Here is a 16,495-nt window from a genome sequence, read left to right as displayed (position 1 = left end):
GCCTTTCCCGTACGGCAGTTCGCGAGGCGATGGAGGCGTGGCGGTGTCGACGCAGGAGCTCTACAGCATGGACCCGGGCGAGCCGATCTGGCAGGTCCCGGCGAGCGGTTCGGCCCGCTTCAGTTGGGAGTACGACGAAGGTCGAGATCGTCTCCTCGCCCTCTACCAGAAGGGCAAGGACAAGCAGTGGGACGGCGCCAAGCGGATCGACTGGGACCTGGAGGTCGACCCGCACAACGCACTCGGCACCCCCGACGAGGCGCTCACGCTCTACGACACCCGGCACTGGTCGAAGATGACCGACAAGGACAAGGGTGAGCTGCGGCAGCACTACGCGGCCTGGCAGTTCAGCCAGTTCCTGCACGGCGAGCAGGGCGCGATGGTGTGCGCGGCCCGCATCGTCGAGTCGGTGCCGGACCTGGACGCCAAGTTCTACTCGGCGACGCAGACCATGGACGAGGCCCGGCACGCGGAGATCTTCGGCCGGTTCCTGCACGACAAGGTCGGGATGCTGTACCCGATCAACGACAACCTGCAGTCGCTGCTCGGCGACACCCTGCGCGACTCCCGCTGGGACATGCCGTACCTCGGCATGCAGGTCCTCATCGAGGGCCTCGCGCTCGCCGCCTTCGGCATGATCCGCGACACCACGGACAAGCCGCTGCCGAAGCAGATCCTCGCGTACGTGATGCAGGACGAGGCCCGGCATGTGGCCTTCGGGCGGATGGCGCTGCGCGACTACTACAAGCAGCTCACCGAGGCCGAACTGCGCGAGCGCGAGGAGTTCGTCATCGAGGGCTGCTACCTGATGCGCGACCGGCTGCGCGGCGTGGAGGTCCTGGAGAACCTGGGCATCTCCCGGCAGGAGGCCGACGAGTACAGCGAGAACTCCGAATACCTCGCGCTCTTCCGCCAGTTGCTCTTCTCCCGCATCGTGCCGTGCGTCCGCGACATCGGCCTGTGGGGCAAACGGCTGCAGGAGGCGTACGTCGACATGGGCGTCTTCGAGATGGGGAACTCCAACCTCGACCAGCTGATGGCCCAGGACGAGGAGATCGCCGAGAAACTGGACGCGGAACGCTTCGCGGCGGAGGAGGCGGAACGCGTCGCGGAGGTCGAGGAGACCATCGAGGCGGGCGGCGCCTGACCGGCTGCCGCAAGGGGCCCGACGCCGGGGGTGACGGGGACGTCACATAATGTTCCGGCATGTCTACGCCGCAGCCACCACAGGCCGGGGGATACGGCCAGTCGGGACCCCAGCAGCAGGGTCCGTACGCGCAACCCGGTCCCTACGCCCAGCAGCCGCAACCCGGTCCCTACGCCCAGCAGCCCCCGCCCGGCCCGTACGGCCAGGGGCCCTACCCGCCGCCGGGGCCCGGTGGTTGGGGTGGGCCGCCGCCTCCGCCGCGGAAGAAGCCGATGGGGCTCTGGGGCGGCCTCGGGCTGGCGCTCGCGGTCATCCTGTTCGGGGTGTTCGTCATGCTGAAGGACGAGCGGACCTCGGGGGGCGACCCGGACAGCTCCGCCGACTCCTTCCCCGCCGCCGAGTACAAGCTCGCCCTGCCCAAGACCCTCGTCGCCGGCGAGTACAAGCTGGCCGCCGACATGTCGAGCAAGGGCCCGCAGGACGACGGGACTTGGGACGAGTCGGGGATGAAGGACTTCACGCCGGTGGCTGCCCAGTACACCGGCGCGGACCCCGCCTCCGGCAAGGTCCTCGTGGTCTCCGGGGCGTACGGGCTCATCAAGGACCACGACGACACCCGTAGGAGCATGTCCGACGGCGCCGCCGAGAGCGAGGGCGCCAAGGTCGCCGTACCCCCGGAGGACATCGTCACCGACGGCGAGATCGTGCGCTGTCAGGTGCTCACCATGGAGGAGGCCGGAACCACGGCGGCCGTGCCCATGTGCGCCTGGGCGGACGACAACACGTCCGCCACCGTCGGCCTCGTCGACCAGTCGAGCGCGACCCAGGACCCCGAGTCGATCGACCTGAAGAAGGCGGCCGCGACCACCCTGAAGGTCCGCGAGGAGATGCGCGAACCGCTCAACTGACCTGTTCGGAAACGGCCTCGGCCGTGGCCGGGCCCGGCGGGAACGACGTCCGCAGAGTGAACGCGTACGGCGTCGCGCCGTTCGCGCGGAGGTGGAGGAGGCGTTCCTCCGCCTCCGCGACCGTCGGGCGGTGGCCCGCAGGCACCCACCACAGCGTCGTCATCGCCTCGGCGACCCGCTCGAACCACTCGAAGCGCCGGGAGAGCAGCTCCCGGTGCTGCCCCTGGTACATGAAGGCCGTGAGCGCATTCGTGTCCCGCCACACCGACATGTTGACGATCAGCCAGGAGTCCCCGAGTACCGGCACGTCCGTCGCGTTGCCCGACTCGCTCTGCAGCCGCCACACGAACCCGTCCGCCGCGTCCGCGACCGCGTTCACCGGGTCGAGCGCGTCGACGAAGTCCTTCAACTCCGGTGAGTCCAAAGGGAACTTGAGGCGGGCGATGTTGACCTGGGCGAGTTCGTACGCAGCTGAGTCCTTGACCATGGGCGCACCCTAGGCAGCCCGGCGGGACGCGCACAGGGCCGTCTCACAACGCGAGCGCCGCCCGCATCACGGCCCGCGCGATCGGCGCCGCGCTGCCGCCGCCGCTGATGTCCTCCCGGTCGGCCGCCGCGTCCTCCACGACCACCGCGACCGCCACCCCGGGCTGCGGATCGCCCTCGGCCTGCGCCCAGGAGATGAACCAGGCGTACGGCAGGCCCACATTGCCGATGCCGTGCTGAGCGGTGCCCGTCTTGCCGCCGACGACCGCGCCCCGGATCGCCGCGTTGGACCCGGTGCCGTCCTCGACCACGCCCACCATCAGCTCCCGGAGCAGCGAGGCCGTGCCCGGGTTGAACGTCTGGCGCAGCGAACTCGGGTGGGTGGTGGAGACGGTACGGCCGGAGGCGTCGGTCGTCCGGTCCACCAGGTGGGGCGACTTGAGGTCCCCGTTGTTGGCCACGGCCGCGGCGACCATCGCCATCTGCAGCGGCGTCGCCGTCGTGTCGTACTGCCCGATCGCGGACAGCGCGACGCTCGCCGGGTCCATCTCCCGGTCCAGGTTGCTCTTCGCGACCCGCGACGGGATGCGAAGGTCCGAGTCGTTGAAGCCGAACCGCTCGGCCGTCCCGACCAGGCCTTCCAGGCCCACCCGCGCGCCCAGGTTGGCGAAGACCGTGTTGCAGGACCACTCGAAGGCATAGCGGAGGGAGGCGTTCTTGCAGCCCTCGACCTCGTTGGTGAGCTTCGTCGAGGTGCCGGGCAGCGTGAACGGGGCAGGGGAGCGGGTCTTGGCGTCCAGGTCCGTGACGACCCCGGCGTCCAGGGCGGCCGCCGCGGTCACCACCTTGAACGCCGAACCGGGCGGGTAGGTCTGCCCGATGGCCCGGTTGAGCATCGGCTTGCTCGCCGCGTTGTTCAGGGTGGTCCAGTGCTGCGCCTCCGACGTCCCGTTCCCGGAGAGCAGCCCGGGGTCGTACGACGGGGTGGAGACCAGGGCGAGGATCCGCCCGGTCGTCGGGTCGAGCGCCGCCACCGCGCCCTGCTTGTCGCCGAGCGCGGTGTACGCGGCCTGCTGCACGGACGGCGCGATCGTGGTGTGCACCGCCCCGCCCGGCCGCCGCACCCGCGCCACGCCGTCCACCAGCGGGAACGGCGCGAGCTGCGGGTCGGTGCCGGAGAGCAGCGGGTCGGCCGCGCCCTCCAGGAGGGTCGAGCCGTACGTCTGCGAGGCGTAGCCGGTGACGGGTGCGTACAACGGGCCGTTCTTGTACGTCCGTTCGTAGCGCAGCTGCTCGCCGGTGTCGACGGAGCCGGTGATGGGCCGGCCGTCCACATAGATGTCGCCGCGCTCCTGGGCGTAGCGGGCGATGGTCTGGCGGCGGTTGGCCGGGTTGTCGTCGTAGGTGTCGTTCTGGAAGACCTGGATGCGGGTGGCGTTCAGGGCCAGGGCGAGCATCAGGAGCAGGCAGAACGCAGCGGCGCGGCGGATGTGGCGGGTCAAGCCTCAGTCCTCTTCGGGCAGTTGCTCGTACGCGTCGGGCTGCGCGCGGGCCACGGAGCTGACCCGGACGAGCAGCGCGACGATGATCCAGTTGGTGACGACGGACGAGCCGCCCTGCGCGAGGAACGGCATCGCCATGCCGGTGAGCGGGATGAGCCCGGTGACGCCGCCCGCGATCACGAAGACCTGCAGGGCCAGGATCGACGCGAGCCCGATCGCGAGCAGCCGCCCGAACGGGTCCCGCAGGGCGAGCCCCGCCTTGCAGCCCCGGGCGATGAGCACCGCGTAAAGCAGGAAGATCGCGCAGAGTCCGGTCAGGCCCAGCTCCTCGCCGGCCGTGGCCAGGATGAAGTCGGACTTCACGGCGAAGCCGATCAGCGAGGAGTGGCCCTGGCCGAGCCCGGTGCCGAGCAGCCCGCCGGCCGCGAACGCGAAGAGGGACTGGGCGAGTTGGGTCGGCCCGCGGCCCGCGTCGATGCTGGCGAAGGGGTGCAGCCAGTCCTGGACGCGGCTGTGCACATGGGGTTCGAGCGAGCCGACGGCGAACGCCCCGAAGCAGGCGAGCAGCAGCCCGACCGCGATCCACCCGGTCCGCCCGGTCGCCACGTAGAGCAGCACCACGAAGAGCCCGAAGAACAGCAACGAGGTCCCCAGATCCCGCTCGAGGATCAACACCCCCACACTGATCAGCCAGATCGCGACGATCGGCCCGAGCACCCGCCCGGTGGGGAACTGCATCTTCCACACCCGCCGTCCCGCGTACGCGAGCGCCGTGCGGTTGGCGGCCAGGTACGCGGCGAAGAACACGGCGAGCAGGATCTTCGCGAACTCGGCGGGCTGCAGCGAGAATCCGGCGATCCGCACCCAGATCCGCGCCCCGTTCACGGCCGGGAAGAACACCGGCGAGACGAGCAGCGCGAGCGCGGCGGCGACGAACAGATACGCGTACCGCTGCAGCGTCCGATGGTCCCGCAGTACCACGACGACCACGATGAACAGCGCGACCCCGGCCGTGGACCAGGTGAGTTGGGCCAGTGCGGCCGGGTCGTCCGGGGTCTCCTGGTCGAGCCGGTAGATGAGGACCAGGCCGAGTCCGTTGAGCAGCACGGCGATCGGAAGCAGCAGCGGATCGGCGTACGGGGCGCGCACCCGCACCGCCACATGGGCGAGCAGGGCGAGCGCCCCGAGCCCGCACGCGTAGTCGGTGACGTTGCCGGGCACGGCCCCGTACCGGGCCAGGCCGACGTTCAGATAGCCGAGCACGCACAGGCCGACCGCGAGGACGAGCAGGGCGAGCTCGGTGCCGCGACGCGGGTGGACGACCGGAACCACCGAGGTGGACTTTTCCACCCTGTCTGTCACATCAACGGCTCTTCCGGTCATACCGGGCAACGTAGCAAGAAAACTCAGCCCCTCCGGCGATTGAGGAGCGGGGGTCCGGGGGCTGGCCCCCGGAGCTGTCCGCAGGACTTTCGGGAAGGGGCGGGGTGGGGAAAAGATCGCTAGCCCGCGCCCCCGCCCTCCCCGCAAGGCGACGTCGGCAACGTGACCGTGGCCACCGCACCCCCACCCTCCGCATTCGCGAAGGCGATCCCCGCCCCCAGCACCCCCGCCTGCCCGACGGCGATCGTCAACCCGAGCCCGTGCCCCCGCGCCCCACCCTCCGTACGGAACCGCTGCGGCCCGTGCTCCACGAGATACGCGGGGAACCCGTCGCCGTGGTCGCGCACCGAGAGGACCGGCCCGTCGACGGTGAGCACCACCGGCGTACGACCGTGCTTGTGGGCGTTGGCGACGAGATTGCCGAGCACCCGCTCAAGGCGCCGCCGGTCGGTCTCCACGCTCACGTCCCGCACCACCCGCACCTCGGTGTCGGTCCCCGTGGCCCGCACCGCGCGTTCGGCGAGCGGGCCGAGCGGATGGCAGTCGAGGTCGACCTGCTCGCGCCGGGCGTCGAGCCGGGAGATCTCCAGGAGGTCCTCGGTGAGCACCCGCATCGTCTGCACCCGCTCCCGCACCAGCTCCGCGGGCCGCCCCGGCGGCAGCAGCTCCGCGGCGGCGTGCAGCCCGGTCAGCGGCGTGCGCAGCTCGTGCGCGACGTCGGCCGTGAATCGCTGCTCGCTCTCCAGCTTGGCCTGCAGCTTGGCGGCCATGGTGTCGAGGGCCCCGGCGACGGTCGCCACCTCGTCCTGCGCCCGCGAGGGATCCTTCGTACGGGGGTCGTCGACGCGGGCGGCCAGGTCGCCGGCGCCGATCCGGCGGGCGACGGTCGCCGTCTGGTGCAGTCGCCGTGTCACCCGGGTCACCGCGAACGCGCCGACGAGCAGCGTCGCGCCGATGGCGAGCACGGCGGAGCCGGCGATGGCGCGGTCCAGGCCGTCGATGGTGCGGGCGCCCTGGGTGTAGTCGACCTCGGCGGCGATGGTCCGGCCGCCGTCGGCGGGACCCGCCGCCCACATCGTCGGCCGGCCGTCGTGGTCGGCGACGAGCGTGCCGCGCCGGCCCACGGCGGCGAGCGCGCGCAGCGGTTCCGGCAGGCCCGCCGGGTCGACGCCCGCGCCCGGCGGAAGCCGGTCCCCGGCTTCGTACAGGCGGGTGACGTCGTCGAGTTTGGTGAGCGCCTTGTCGCGGGCGTTCCCGACCGTCTGGCGGGCGACCGCGACGTGCACCAGCGCACCGAGCAGTGTGGCGAGCGCGCAGCACATGACGGTGATGAACAGCGCGGCCTTCGAGGTGAGCGTCGCCGTCCAGGCGGGCAGCCGGAGCCTCACGACCGCCCCGCGGAGGGAGAGGCGGAGGGGGAGGGCGAGAGAGAGGCGGAGGGGGAGGGGGAGCCGGACTGCTCGGGCTCGGGGCTGCCGTGACGGTCGGTGCGGACGATCTCGATCCGGGCGGGCAGCATCGCGTGCTGCCGTGCGTCCCAGGACCAGGCGTAGCGGAACTCGTAGTCGGGGCTCTGCGCGGGCTCGTGCACGATCACGTCGCGCCCGGCCAGCTCGACGCGGGTGACCTCCTCGGCGGTCGACATGATCCGGATGAGCCGGCCCGCGTCGAGGCTGTAGACGCGGATGCCGAGGGCCCCCTGGGAGTACCGGATGCCGACGATCAGCTCGTCCTTCCCGCTGCCGGTCAGGTCCCGGTAGTACGCCTGCAGGACCGGGCAGCCGGGCACCGCCTGGTCGGGTTTCTTGCTCGCGGGGCAGCGCTCGACGGCGGCCGCGGTGTCGGCGGGGATGGCCTCGGACCCGGTGTCGGTGCGCGGCTGCGCGGCCAGCTCGGCCTTGACGACGGCGAGCGGGTCGACCTTGTGCAGATCGCGGTCGGGCACGGCGACGCCTTCGACCACCTCGACGGTCGCCTCGCCCGCGTCCGGGGACTCGGCCTGCGCGGGCGGCAGTTGGGGCCAGAGCCGGGCCGGGCCGACCGCGCGCTCCGTGGGGCCCGCGCTCTCGAGGCCGCCCGCGTCGGAGCACCCCGCGAGCAGGCCGAGCACGGGCAGCAGCACGACCCGCGCGCGGCCCGCGAGCCCTGGGCGACGACGTTCTCGACGGCTTCGGAACACGGCACCTCCGTACGAAGGCGGCCCTGGCCCGACCGCCACTGGCCAGAATACGAAGCCGGGTCGACTTGTCGCTTTCGTGCACGGCCGCCGAACCTGCGCCGCCGAACCTGCGCCGCCGAACCTGCGCCGCCGAACCTGCGCCGCCGAACCTGCGCCGCCGCGCCGCGGGCGGCTCGGAGAGCGGCCGAGCCGGGCGTACCGGCCCCGCCAACTGACCCTCACCGCCGACCCGTTGTTGCCCGGCCCTTTGTTGCCCGAGCGCCCCGCAGCTGTTCCCATGGTCGTGGGGGTGAGTGGACCATGGCCGCACTGCGCGTCGTACCGACCCGACGGCACGGCAGGGAGCTCTACCACGTGCTGTTGCCGGACGGCAGGAACGTCGCCTGGTACGAGCGCGCGACCGGCCGCGTCCATCTGCTGAGCGAGGACCGCAGGCAGAGCGTCCTCGACGCCCTCGCGCCGTACCTCACCGGCCCCGTCACCGTCGGCCCGCCGCCCCTGCCCACCGCCGCCGAGCTGGCCGGACTCGCCCTGCACCCGGACGACGACCTCGCCCCGAACCGCCCCGGCGAGGCCCTCCTCGTCGACCTCGACCGCGACCCGGCCGCGCCCCACCGGCTCCGCGCCGACCCGCGCCGCCAGGGCCTCGCCGCCGAGCAGGCCGTGGGCGAGGCCCTGGACCGGCTCGACGGCGCGGGCTGGCGCACCCTGCACTCCGTACCGCTCCCCGGCGGCGCCCGGCTGCATCACCTGCTGATCGGCCCCGGAGGCCTCTACTGCCTGCGCAGCCTGTACGCGCGCAAGCGCCGGGTGCGGGTCGAGGCGCCGTACGTCGCCGTCGGCCGGGCCGAGCCGCAGCCGCTGCTCCGCGGCCTCGCGCACGACGCGGAGCGGGCGTCCCTCGCCCTCACCGTCGAAGTGCGCCCGGTCCTGGCGGTGTTCGAGGCCGCGCGGATCGACCTGGCGAGGGCCTCGCGCGAGGTCCGCGTCGTACCGGCGGTAGAGCTCGCGGCCCTCGCCGCGGGCGGCGGACTCCTGAAGCCCGCCGACGTCGACGCCCTCTACGCTCAGGCCCGCGACCGGCACACCTGGTCACGGGCCTGATCACGGGCCTGATCGCGCACAGGGGGCGGGCCTAGAGGCTGTCGCCCCAGCCGCCCTGCAGCATCGTCTGGAACGCCCACGTCCCACCGCGCCTGATCAGGACGTCCGCGTACCTGAGCTGCGTGCTCCGCCCCTCCGTCGTCATCGTCGAGTCCGTGAAGACCACGGCCATGGCGGGGGAGAGGAAGACCGGCGTGCGTACGGACTCGAAAGCGATGTCCTCGCTCCCGTCGCCCATGACGTGGGTCATGGTCGCCACGAACTGCTCGCGGTCCCACTGCGCCGACCGGCCGTCGCCCGCGGAGTCGTCGCTGACCAGGTTGAGCGGGAAGGCGGCCAGGTCGGCCATGCGCTCCACGTCCCGCCGCGCGCTCGCGGCGTCGTACTCGGCGAACCAGGCGTCCAGGCTCGCCCGGTCCTCGGCGGTGGGGGTGTATCCGGTGTCGGGCAGTACGGTCATGCGGCTCCTCCGGTGGGCGGGTCACGGCTCGGCGGACAGATTGGTCAAGCTTGACTACTCGTACGGAGAACGTATGCCGCACGCGGGCATTGGTCAAACTTGATTAATGACCCCCAAGCCCCCAAGCCCCCAAGCCCCCAAGCCCCCAAGCCCCCAAGCCCCCAAGCCCCCAAGCCCCCAAGCCCCCAAGCCCCCAAGCCCCCAAGCCCCCAAGCCCTCACTGGCCTCGGAAACCTCACTCCGCCCCGCCCCTGAACCGCACCACCGCCGCCGTCCGGTGTCGCGTCGCCTGTTGCCGCACCTCGACCGTGAGCTCCGGCGGAACGGTCCGGTACGTGATGTCGCCGAAGCCGATCGCGTTCATCCCGGCCTCCCCGTCCGGCGCGGGCAGCAGCTCGGCGGCCCGCGCCCGCACCGCAGGGGCCAGCGGGCTTGAGAGCAGCGGGTCGTCGTCCCCCGGCAGCACCAGGACAAGCGCCTGCGGCCGCGCCCGGCCGCCGGTGAAGCCGACCACGACCGCGTCCCGGGTGTCGCTGTGCCGCAGCTTCAGCCAGGCCCGCCGGCCGCTCGGGTACGCCTGGTCGAGCCGCTTGATGACCAGTCCCTCGACGCCGGTCGCGCGCAGCGACTCGTACCAGACCCCGGCGAGCTCCGGATCCGTCGTCATCGGCACCGGCTGCAGCGGCGGCCCGAGCGGCGCGAGCAGCGCGACGAGCCGCTCGCGCCGCTCCCGGTACGCCCGCGCGCGCAGGTCCGTGCCCGCGTCGGCGAGCAGGTCGAACGCCGCGTACGAAGCGGGAAGCGTGCGGGCAAGCTCGGGCACGCGGCCCGGCGTGGCCGCCGCCCGCCGCTGCACCGCCGCGAAGTCGATCCGCCCCTCCGTCCACACCACCACCTCGCCGTCGACCACCGTCCCCTCCGGCAGCGCCCGCGCCGCCTCGACCAGGTCGGGGAACGCCCCGGTCACCGTCCGCCCGGACCGCGCCTGAAGCAGCACCCCGCGCGGGCCCGCGTCCGCGCCCCGGAACAGCACGAGCCGGTGCCCGTCGAACTTCGGCTCGTACGCCCACGGCCCTTCGGTCGGCAGTTCCGCCACGGACTCGGCGAGCGCGACTCGGACCGGCGGCCGCACGGGAGCCGCCGTCACCGGAAGCCCCGCGGCAGCTTCCGCGCCCGGTTGAGGTTGATCAGCGGCCCGAGCAGATCCCCGTACGCGTCGAGCCGGGGCGCGATGTCCGTGGCGAGGAACGACAGCTCGCCCGGCTCCGCGCAGCCCTCGATCTCCTCCCAGGTCACGGGCGCGGACACGGTCGGCTCGGCGCGGGCGCGCAGGGTGTACGGGGTGGCGGTGGTCTTCGCGGCCGCGTTCTGGCTGAAGTCGACGAAGACCTTGCCGGGCCTCAGACTCCGCGTCATCCGGTGCAGCGCGAGCCCCGGCAGCTCCCGCTCGGCCTCCATGGCCAGCTCCTTCGCGTACGCGGTGACCTTCTCGGACGGCGTCGGCTCGATCGGCACGAGCACGTGCAGGCCCTTCGAGCCGGAGGTCTTCGCGTAGACGTGCAGCCCGTCCGCCGCCAGGCGCTCGCGCAGCCAGAGCGCCACCGTGCAGCACTCCACGACCGTCGCGGGCGCGCCGGGGTCCAGGTCGAACACCATCCGGTCGGCCGTCCCGGGGGAGTCGGCCTGCCACTGCGGGGTGTGGAACTCCGTCACCAGATTGGCCGCCCAGATCAGGGACGACATGTCCTGGACGAGGACGTAGGTCGCGGTGCCCTCCTCGCTGCGCCGGGGCACTTCGGCGGTGCGGACCCAGCTGGGCGTGCCGGGCGGGACGTTCTTCGTGAAGAAGCGCTGGCCGTCCGGCCCGTCGGGGAAGCGGAGGAACGAGACGGGGCGGTTGTAGAGGTGCGCGAGCAGGGCTCCGGCGCAGGTCGCGTAGTAGTGCAGCGCCTCGCCCTTGGTGAATCCGACGGACGGATACAGCACCTTGTCGAGGTTGGTGAGCGCGAGCCGCCGCCCCTCCACCTCTGTGATCGGCGTCATACGATGAGGATGGCCCGTACGGACATAGCGGGCGAATGCTGACATTGCGGAGCAGGTAAGGGGTTCTCACTGTGCGATCCATATGGAACGGCGCCATCTCCTTCGGCCTCGTCAGCATCCCGATCAAGCTGGTGAACGCCACCGAGAACCACAACGTCTCCTTCCGCCAGATCCACACCACCGACGGCGGCCGGATCCGCTACCGCAAGGTCTGCGAACTGGAGGAGAAGGAGGTCTCGTCCGCCGAGATCGGCAAGGGGTACGAGGACGCCGACGGCTCGATCATCCCCATCACGGAGGAGGACCTGGCGGCGCTGCCGATCCCCACGGCCAAGACCATCGAGATCGTCGCCTTCGTCCCGCAGGAACGGATCGACCCGCTCCAGATGGATGCCGCCTACTACCTGGCCGCGAACGGCGTCCCGGCCGCCAAGCCGTACACGCTGCTTCGCGAGGCGCTCAAGCGCAGCAACAAGGTGGCCGTCGCGAAGTTCGCCCTCCGCGGTCGCGAGCGCCTCGGCATGCTGCGCGTCGTCGGCGAGGTGATCGCCATGCACGGACTGCTCTGGCCGGACGAGATCCGCGCCCCCGAGGACGTCGCCCCCGACACCCATGTGACCGTCCGCGACGCGGAGTTGGACCTCGCCGACGCCCTGATGGAGACCCTCGGCGAGGTCGACCTGGAGACCCTGCACGACGACTACCGCGAGGCCGTCGAGGAGCTGATCTCCGCGAAGGTCGAGGGCACGGAACCGGTGAAGGCCCCCGAAGGGGCCCCCGGTGGCGGCAAGGTGATCGACCTGATGGCCGCCCTGGAGAGCTCGGTCAAGGCGGCCCAGGAGGCCCGCGGCGAGGACGAGGAACCGGCGAAGGTCACCTCGATCAGCCGTACACGCAAGAAGGCACAGCCCACGCCGAAGGCGGTGGGCGGCAAGAAGTCCACGGCCTCGGGCGCGAAGAAGACGACGTCGTCCTCGACGAAGAAGTCGACCTCCACGGCGGCCAAGAAGTCCTCGTCCTCCTCCAGTACCGCGAAGAAGGCGGGGACGAAGAAGACGGCGGCGAAGAAGTCGACCTCGACGCCGCGCAAGAGGACGTCGGCGTAAGGCGGTTGAGGTTCAGCGGGCAGGGGGCGCGGTCCCGATCACGACGGTCGCCCCGAGCTCCTCGCACTCCTCGACCCGCGTGCCGAGCCCGCCGTCCGCCATGGCCCGCACGGTCCGCTCGGCCTGCCGCTCGCTGGTCTCGATGAGCAGCCGGCCGCCGGGCGCGAGCCACGCACCGGCCGTCGCGGCGACCCGCCGCTGCACCTCGACGCCGTCGCCCCCGCCGTCGAGCGCGACGAGCGGCTCGTACTCCCGCGCCTCGGCCGGCAGCAGCCCGATCTCCGCACTCGGTACGTACGGGGCGTTCACGACGAGCACGTCCACCCGGCCCTTCAGCCGCGCGGGCAGCCCCGCGTACAGATCGCTGACGTACACCTGCCCGCCGGCCTCGGCGAGGTTGCGGCGCGCGCACGCGACGGCGGCGGGGTCGACGTCGGCGGCGTGCAGCTCGCCGACCGGCCCGCCGTGTGCGACGGCGAGCCCGAGCGCCCCGCTGCCGCAGCACAGGTCGAGCACGACGCCCTGCTCGGGCAGCACGGCGAGCGCCTGCCGCACGACGAACTCGGTACGCCGCCGGGGCACGAACACCCCGGCCTCGACGCCGACCCGCAGCCCGCAGAACTCGGCGAACCCGACGACCTGCTCCAACGGCAGCCCGCGCACGCGCTGTTCGACCATGACGCCGACCTCGCGCTCGTCCCGCGCGACGGAGAAGACCAGCGCGGCCTCGTCCTCGGCGAACACACAACCGGCCCGCCGCAGCCGAACGACGACGGAGTCGAGAAGAGCACCGTCAAAAGAAAGAGAGGAGGGGGAGTGGGGGACAGAACCCGTGAGAGACATGAGAGACAAGCACCTTTACGCGAAGGGAAAGGGCACTCCCAGGTCACCGCCGTCCGGCAACCACACCATCACGAGGCGAGAGCACCCAACCTGCTGCAGCGTTGATGGTTCTCACCTCCTCGTACGTACGCACTGCGTGGAGCCGCAACCCTACCGGGAGTTGGCGGTCAGGAAGAACCGCAGCCGCGAAACAGCCGCACGAGCTCAAGCGCGACCCCGCTCTCGGCGTCGAAGTCCTGGAACTGCCGCTCCACGGGAAGGCCGTCCGCCCAGATGCGGGCGCCGTGGCAGCGGAAGCAGAAGGCGACCTCGAAGAGCAGCTCGGTGCGACTGTGGGCCCGAAGGCCCCAACCCGGCGTGAAACAACGGTGCTTGACGCCGTCCGGCAGGGCGTCCACCAGGTCCATCGCCCGGCGGGCGTCCTCGCCGTCCCAGATCGCGACGTCGTCGCCGACGAGCCGCTCCGAGCCCAGAGCCCCCGCCGGATCACTGATGCGGACGACCTCCAGGAGCTCGGTCTTCTCGCGCGAGGGCGGCAGCAGCATGCGCCAAGCGTCGCAGACCGCCGCCCTCCCGCCGAGCTCCTGCCCGACAGGCCTACGCGGCGGCCGAGGTGCGGACCGCCGAGATGTCGAACTGGAGGCGGACCTTCTCGCTCACCATCGTGCCGCCCGCCTGGAGCCGCTGGTTGTAGACGAGGCCCCAGTCGGTGCGGTCGATGGTGGTGGTCCCGTCGAAGCCCGCGCGCTCGTACCCGAAGGGGTCCAGGACCGACCCGAGGTAGTCGAGCTGCAGGTCGACCGGCCGGGTCACGTCGCGGATGGTGAGATCCCCCGTCATACGGAAGGTCTCCCCGCCCTCGTGGACGGCGGACGTGGAGCGGAACGACATCTCCGGGAAGCGGTTCGCGTCGAAGAAGTCCGCGCCGACGAGATGCGCGTCCCGCTGCTCGACCCCGGTGTCGACGCTCCCGACCTGGATGACGATCTCGGCCCGGGACTCGGAGGGCTCGTCCCCGTCGAAGTACAGGGCGCTGTCGTACTCGCCGAACGCGCCCCGGACGGTCGTGACCATCGCGTGCCGCACGGAGAACCCGATGCGGCTGTGCGGCCGGTCGATCGTCCACTGTCCGGTCAGCGCGCGAAGAGCGGGATCGAGTGCGACACCGCCGGCGGCAGCCTGCGGAGCAGTCGTACGGGAGCCACCGGTCCGGGACCGCTCGGCGGTGGCGCTCTGACGACGGCTGAAGATGCCCATGAGGCCGTCTCCTTCGGGTCTAGTTACTCACTGTTACACGCCCCGCGTAGACCCTACGGAGACCCTGCGGCTCAAGACGGATCAAGATGGGCGACGACGTCCGTCTTCCATGGCCTCACCTGGAAAGAAGCACAAGATCAGCAAAACCTGCGGGCACGTTGGGGCGCGGGCTGGTCACGCTTAGTAGTTGCCGGCGGAGCGGCGGCGCGGGCATGGGCGCGCAAAAAAGCCCTGATTTGCATTTCTGCAAATCAGGGCTTGATTTCCGGAGTGCCCCCGGCAGGATTCGAACCTGCGCACACGGCTCCGGAGGCCGTTGCTCTATCCCCTGAGCTACGGGGGCGTGCCCGGTCCTGAAACCGGGCCTGTCGGGCGCTGAGCGCGGCGACGGGTAGAACCCTACCAGCTCCACGGGGGTGGCCAGGAACGGGTATTGGGCGGGTGCGCAGGGGCTCCGTGAAGGCTCCCCGCGCCGAGCCCGCGGGGCCGTACCCCCTGCGGGGCGGAAGTAGGGAAAACCCGGACGCGGAACCCCTTGCGGTCCTACTCTCGATATGTGCCAGGGGCGTCCGGCCGGGTCCTTGTCGTCGACGACAACAAGGTGATCCGGCAGTTGATCAGGGTCAATCTCGAACTTGAGGGCTTCGAGGTCGTGACCGCGGCCGACGGTGCCGAGTGCCTGGACGTCGTCGAGGACGTGCGCCCCGACGTGATCACCCTCGACGTGGTGATGCCCCGCCTCGACGGACTGCGCACCGCCGCGCGGCTCCGCTCCGAACCCGCGACGCAGAACGTGCCGGTGGCGATCATCAGCGCCTGTACGCGGTACGAGGTGGAGAGCGGCCTCTCCGTCGGCGTCGACGCCTTCCTCAGCAAGCCCTTCGAGCCGTCCGAACTCCTCAGGGTCGTACGGCAGTTGAGGGAGAAGGGGCGGCAGGGCGAGCTCAAGCGGAAGCGCGCGGAAGGCCCCGCGGAGCGCACCCGCCGCTGACCCGGGGGCGCGGACGGGCGCGGGCCCGAGCGTCCACATCGCAAGAAGACGCAGAAACCGGTTCGCCTACCCACCCCCCTCCTCCCATACGCTTGACCCGTGACCCCCAGCGATCTCTCCCGTACCGTGCTGCGCGCCGTGCGCCGCGCTGTCGAGGACGAGCGGCTGAGCGTGGCCGTCCCGGCACGCGTCGTGATCGAGCGGCCGCGGCCCGGCGGACGCGGGGACTTCGCCTCCAACGTCGCGCTGCAGCTCGCAGGCCCGGCCGGCCGCCCGCCCCGCGAGGTCGCCGAGGTCCTGACCGCCGCACTCGCCCGCGAACCGGGCATCGCAGACGTGGAGATCACCGGCCCCGGCTTCCTGAACTTCACCCTTGCCGCCACCGACCACAGCGCTGTCGTACGAGACGTGCTCGCGCAGCGCGCGGCGTACGGACGCGGGGACCTGCTCGCCGGGCAGGAGTTCCGCTTCGCGCCCGTGGACGAGCTGCGCGCCGGAATCGTCACCGACACCGTCGTCCGGCTCCTGCGGGCCCTCGGCGCGCGCGCCGGCGTCGTCCCCGCGGGGGACCAGGCGCTGCGCGTCGCACCCCTGCCGCGCAGCGCGGGCGACGTGTTCGAGCGGTTCGGGGCGGACGCCGCCCGCTGGGCCCTGCTGAGCACCCCGCCGCAGGAGACCCCGCGCCTCCCGGACGAGCTGCTCGCCCAGACCGAGGACAACCCGCTGTTCCGGGTCCGCTACGCCCACGCCCGCGTACGCGCCCTGCTGCGCAACGCCGCCGACCTCGGCTTCGGCCCCGAGCCCGGCGCAGGCGAGGCCGACGGCCCGCTCCACGCCTTCCTCACCGACCACCCCGCCGTACTCGAAGCCGCCGCCCACCACCGCGCCCCCGACCGGCTCGCGCGGCACCTGGTGGGCGGGGCCGATGCCCTGCTCGCGTACCAGCACACCGTCCTGCCGCTCGGCGACGAGAAACCCTCGGCCGCCCACCGCGCCCGGCTCGCGCTCGCCGAAGCCGCCGGGACGGTGCTCGCCGGCGGCCTGACCCTGCTCGGCATCAGCGCACCCGAACATCTGTGAGAGAGA

Annotated in this window: 17 protein-coding genes and 1 tRNA gene; 6 read left to right on the top strand and 12 right to left on the bottom strand. The window is 72.1% G+C overall.

Annotated features, from left to right (window positions below):
• Positions 1 to 43: 43 nt before the first annotated feature.
• Both QIS96_RS12050 and QIS96_RS12045 read left to right on the top strand, forming a co-directional pair.
• A complete protein-coding gene (locus tag QIS96_RS12050; RefSeq protein WP_282542494.1) occupies positions 44 to 1,147 on the top strand; it encodes a ferritin-like domain-containing protein in 1,104 nt (367 codons plus the stop codon).
• A gap of 59 nt (positions 1,148 to 1,206) precedes the next feature.
• Positions 1,207 to 2,055 (top strand): hypothetical protein, encoded by an 849-nt coding sequence (locus QIS96_RS12045; protein WP_282542493.1) that lies wholly within the window; start codon positions 1,207 to 1,209, stop codon positions 2,053 to 2,055.
• Here the strand turns inward: QIS96_RS12045 and QIS96_RS12040 are convergent.
• The 5 genes from QIS96_RS12040 to QIS96_RS12020 all read right to left on the bottom strand — a co-directional run bounded on the left by QIS96_RS12040 (position 2,048) and on the right by QIS96_RS12020 (position 7,605).
• Positions 2,048 to 2,542 carry a DUF3291 domain-containing protein gene (locus QIS96_RS12040; protein WP_282542492.1) on the bottom strand — a complete coding sequence of 165 codons (495 nt, stop codon included), beginning with the start codon at positions 2,540 to 2,542 and terminating at the stop codon, positions 2,048 to 2,050. The genes QIS96_RS12045 and QIS96_RS12040 overlap by 8 nt on opposite strands.
• Before the next feature lie 43 nt (positions 2,543 to 2,585).
• On the bottom strand, positions 2,586 to 4,043 hold the full coding sequence (locus QIS96_RS12035; protein ID WP_282542491.1) for a penicillin-binding transpeptidase domain-containing protein: 1,458 nt from the start codon (positions 4,041 to 4,043) through the stop codon (positions 2,586 to 2,588).
• A 3-nt stretch (positions 4,044 to 4,046) separates the two neighbouring features.
• The gene (locus tag QIS96_RS12030; RefSeq protein ID WP_408907164.1) at positions 4,047 to 5,426 is read right to left on the bottom strand and encodes an FtsW/RodA/SpoVE family cell cycle protein; all 1,380 of its coding nucleotides are present in this window, start codon (positions 5,424 to 5,426) and stop codon (positions 4,047 to 4,049) included.
• Positions 5,427 to 5,545: 119 nt separating this feature from the next.
• Entirely contained in the window at positions 5,546 to 6,814 is a 1,269-nt protein-coding gene (locus tag QIS96_RS12025; protein ID WP_282542489.1) for a sensor histidine kinase, read from the bottom strand.
• Positions 6,811 to 7,605 carry a hypothetical protein gene (locus QIS96_RS12020; RefSeq protein WP_282542488.1) on the bottom strand — a complete coding sequence of 265 codons (795 nt, stop codon included), beginning with the start codon at positions 7,603 to 7,605 and terminating at the stop codon, positions 6,811 to 6,813. The genes QIS96_RS12025 and QIS96_RS12020 overlap by 4 nt, the downstream gene beginning before the upstream one ends.
• 300 nt (positions 7,606 to 7,905) lie before the next feature.
• On the opposite strand from QIS96_RS12020, the gene QIS96_RS12015 reads away from it, so the two are divergent.
• The gene (locus tag QIS96_RS12015) at positions 7,906 to 8,709 is read left to right on the top strand and encodes a nuclease-related domain-containing protein (RefSeq protein WP_282542487.1); all 804 of its coding nucleotides are present in this window, start codon (positions 7,906 to 7,908) and stop codon (positions 8,707 to 8,709) included.
• 31 nt (positions 8,710 to 8,740) lie between these two features.
• Here QIS96_RS12015 and QIS96_RS12010 read toward each other — a convergent pair whose 3' ends face one another.
• The 3 genes from QIS96_RS12010 to ligD all read right to left on the bottom strand — a co-directional run bounded on the left by QIS96_RS12010 (position 8,741) and on the right by ligD (position 11,212).
• Entirely contained in the window at positions 8,741 to 9,169 is a 429-nt protein-coding gene (locus QIS96_RS12010) for a DUF4440 domain-containing protein (protein ID WP_282542486.1), read from the bottom strand.
• A 235-nt stretch (positions 9,170 to 9,404) separates the two neighbouring features.
• A complete protein-coding gene (locus QIS96_RS12005) occupies positions 9,405 to 10,316 on the bottom strand; it encodes an ATP-dependent DNA ligase (RefSeq protein ID WP_282542485.1) in 912 nt (303 codons plus the stop codon).
• On the bottom strand, positions 10,313 to 11,212 hold the full coding sequence (gene ligD / locus QIS96_RS12000) for a non-homologous end-joining DNA ligase (RefSeq protein WP_282542484.1): 900 nt from the start codon (positions 11,210 to 11,212) through the stop codon (positions 10,313 to 10,315). The genes QIS96_RS12005 and ligD overlap by 4 nt, the downstream gene beginning before the upstream one ends.
• 71 nt (positions 11,213 to 11,283) lie before the next feature.
• Between ligD and ku the strand changes: the two genes are divergently transcribed.
• On the top strand, positions 11,284 to 12,318 hold the full coding sequence (ku, locus tag QIS96_RS11995) for a non-homologous end joining protein Ku (RefSeq protein ID WP_282542483.1): 1,035 nt from the start codon (positions 11,284 to 11,286) through the stop codon (positions 12,316 to 12,318).
• Positions 12,319 to 12,330: 12 nt separating this feature from the next.
• Here the strand turns inward: ku and QIS96_RS11990 are convergent, their stop codons facing one another.
• The 4 genes from QIS96_RS11990 to QIS96_RS11975 all read right to left on the bottom strand — a co-directional run bounded on the left by QIS96_RS11990 (position 12,331) and on the right by QIS96_RS11975 (position 14,761).
• On the bottom strand, positions 12,331 to 13,161 hold the full coding sequence (locus QIS96_RS11990; protein WP_282542482.1) for a putative protein N(5)-glutamine methyltransferase: 831 nt from the start codon (positions 13,159 to 13,161) through the stop codon (positions 12,331 to 12,333).
• 167 nt (positions 13,162 to 13,328) lie between these two features.
• Positions 13,329 to 13,706 carry a hypothetical protein gene (locus QIS96_RS11985; RefSeq protein ID WP_282542481.1) on the bottom strand — a complete coding sequence of 126 codons (378 nt, stop codon included), beginning with the start codon at positions 13,704 to 13,706 and terminating at the stop codon, positions 13,329 to 13,331.
• Between the two features lie 52 nt (positions 13,707 to 13,758).
• Positions 13,759 to 14,418 (bottom strand): YceI family protein, encoded by a 660-nt coding sequence (locus QIS96_RS11980; RefSeq protein WP_282542480.1) that lies wholly within the window; start codon positions 14,416 to 14,418, stop codon positions 13,759 to 13,761.
• Positions 14,419 to 14,689: 271 nt separating this feature from the next.
• Positions 14,690 to 14,761 (bottom strand) — tRNA-Arg (locus tag QIS96_RS11975).
• A 213-nt stretch (positions 14,762 to 14,974) separates the two neighbouring features.
• Between QIS96_RS11975 and QIS96_RS11970 the strand changes: the two genes are divergently transcribed.
• Complete coding sequence (locus tag QIS96_RS11970; RefSeq protein WP_349017379.1) at positions 14,975 to 15,409, top strand: response regulator; 435 nt, start codon at positions 14,975 to 14,977, stop codon at positions 15,407 to 15,409.
• Between the two features lie 99 nt (positions 15,410 to 15,508).
• A complete protein-coding gene (nrtL, locus tag QIS96_RS11965) occupies positions 15,509 to 16,489 on the top strand; it encodes an ArgS-related anticodon-binding protein NrtL (protein ID WP_282542478.1) in 981 nt (326 codons plus the stop codon).
• Positions 16,490 to 16,495 lie beyond the last annotated feature (6 nt).

Source organism: Streptomyces cavernicola, from assembly GCF_029968035.1.
GTDB lineage: Bacteria > Actinomycetota > Actinomycetes > Streptomycetales > Streptomycetaceae > Streptomyces > Streptomyces cavernicola.
The sequence above is the reverse complement of the archived record's forward strand: the minus strand, read 5'-3'. Positions and strand labels throughout refer to the sequence as shown.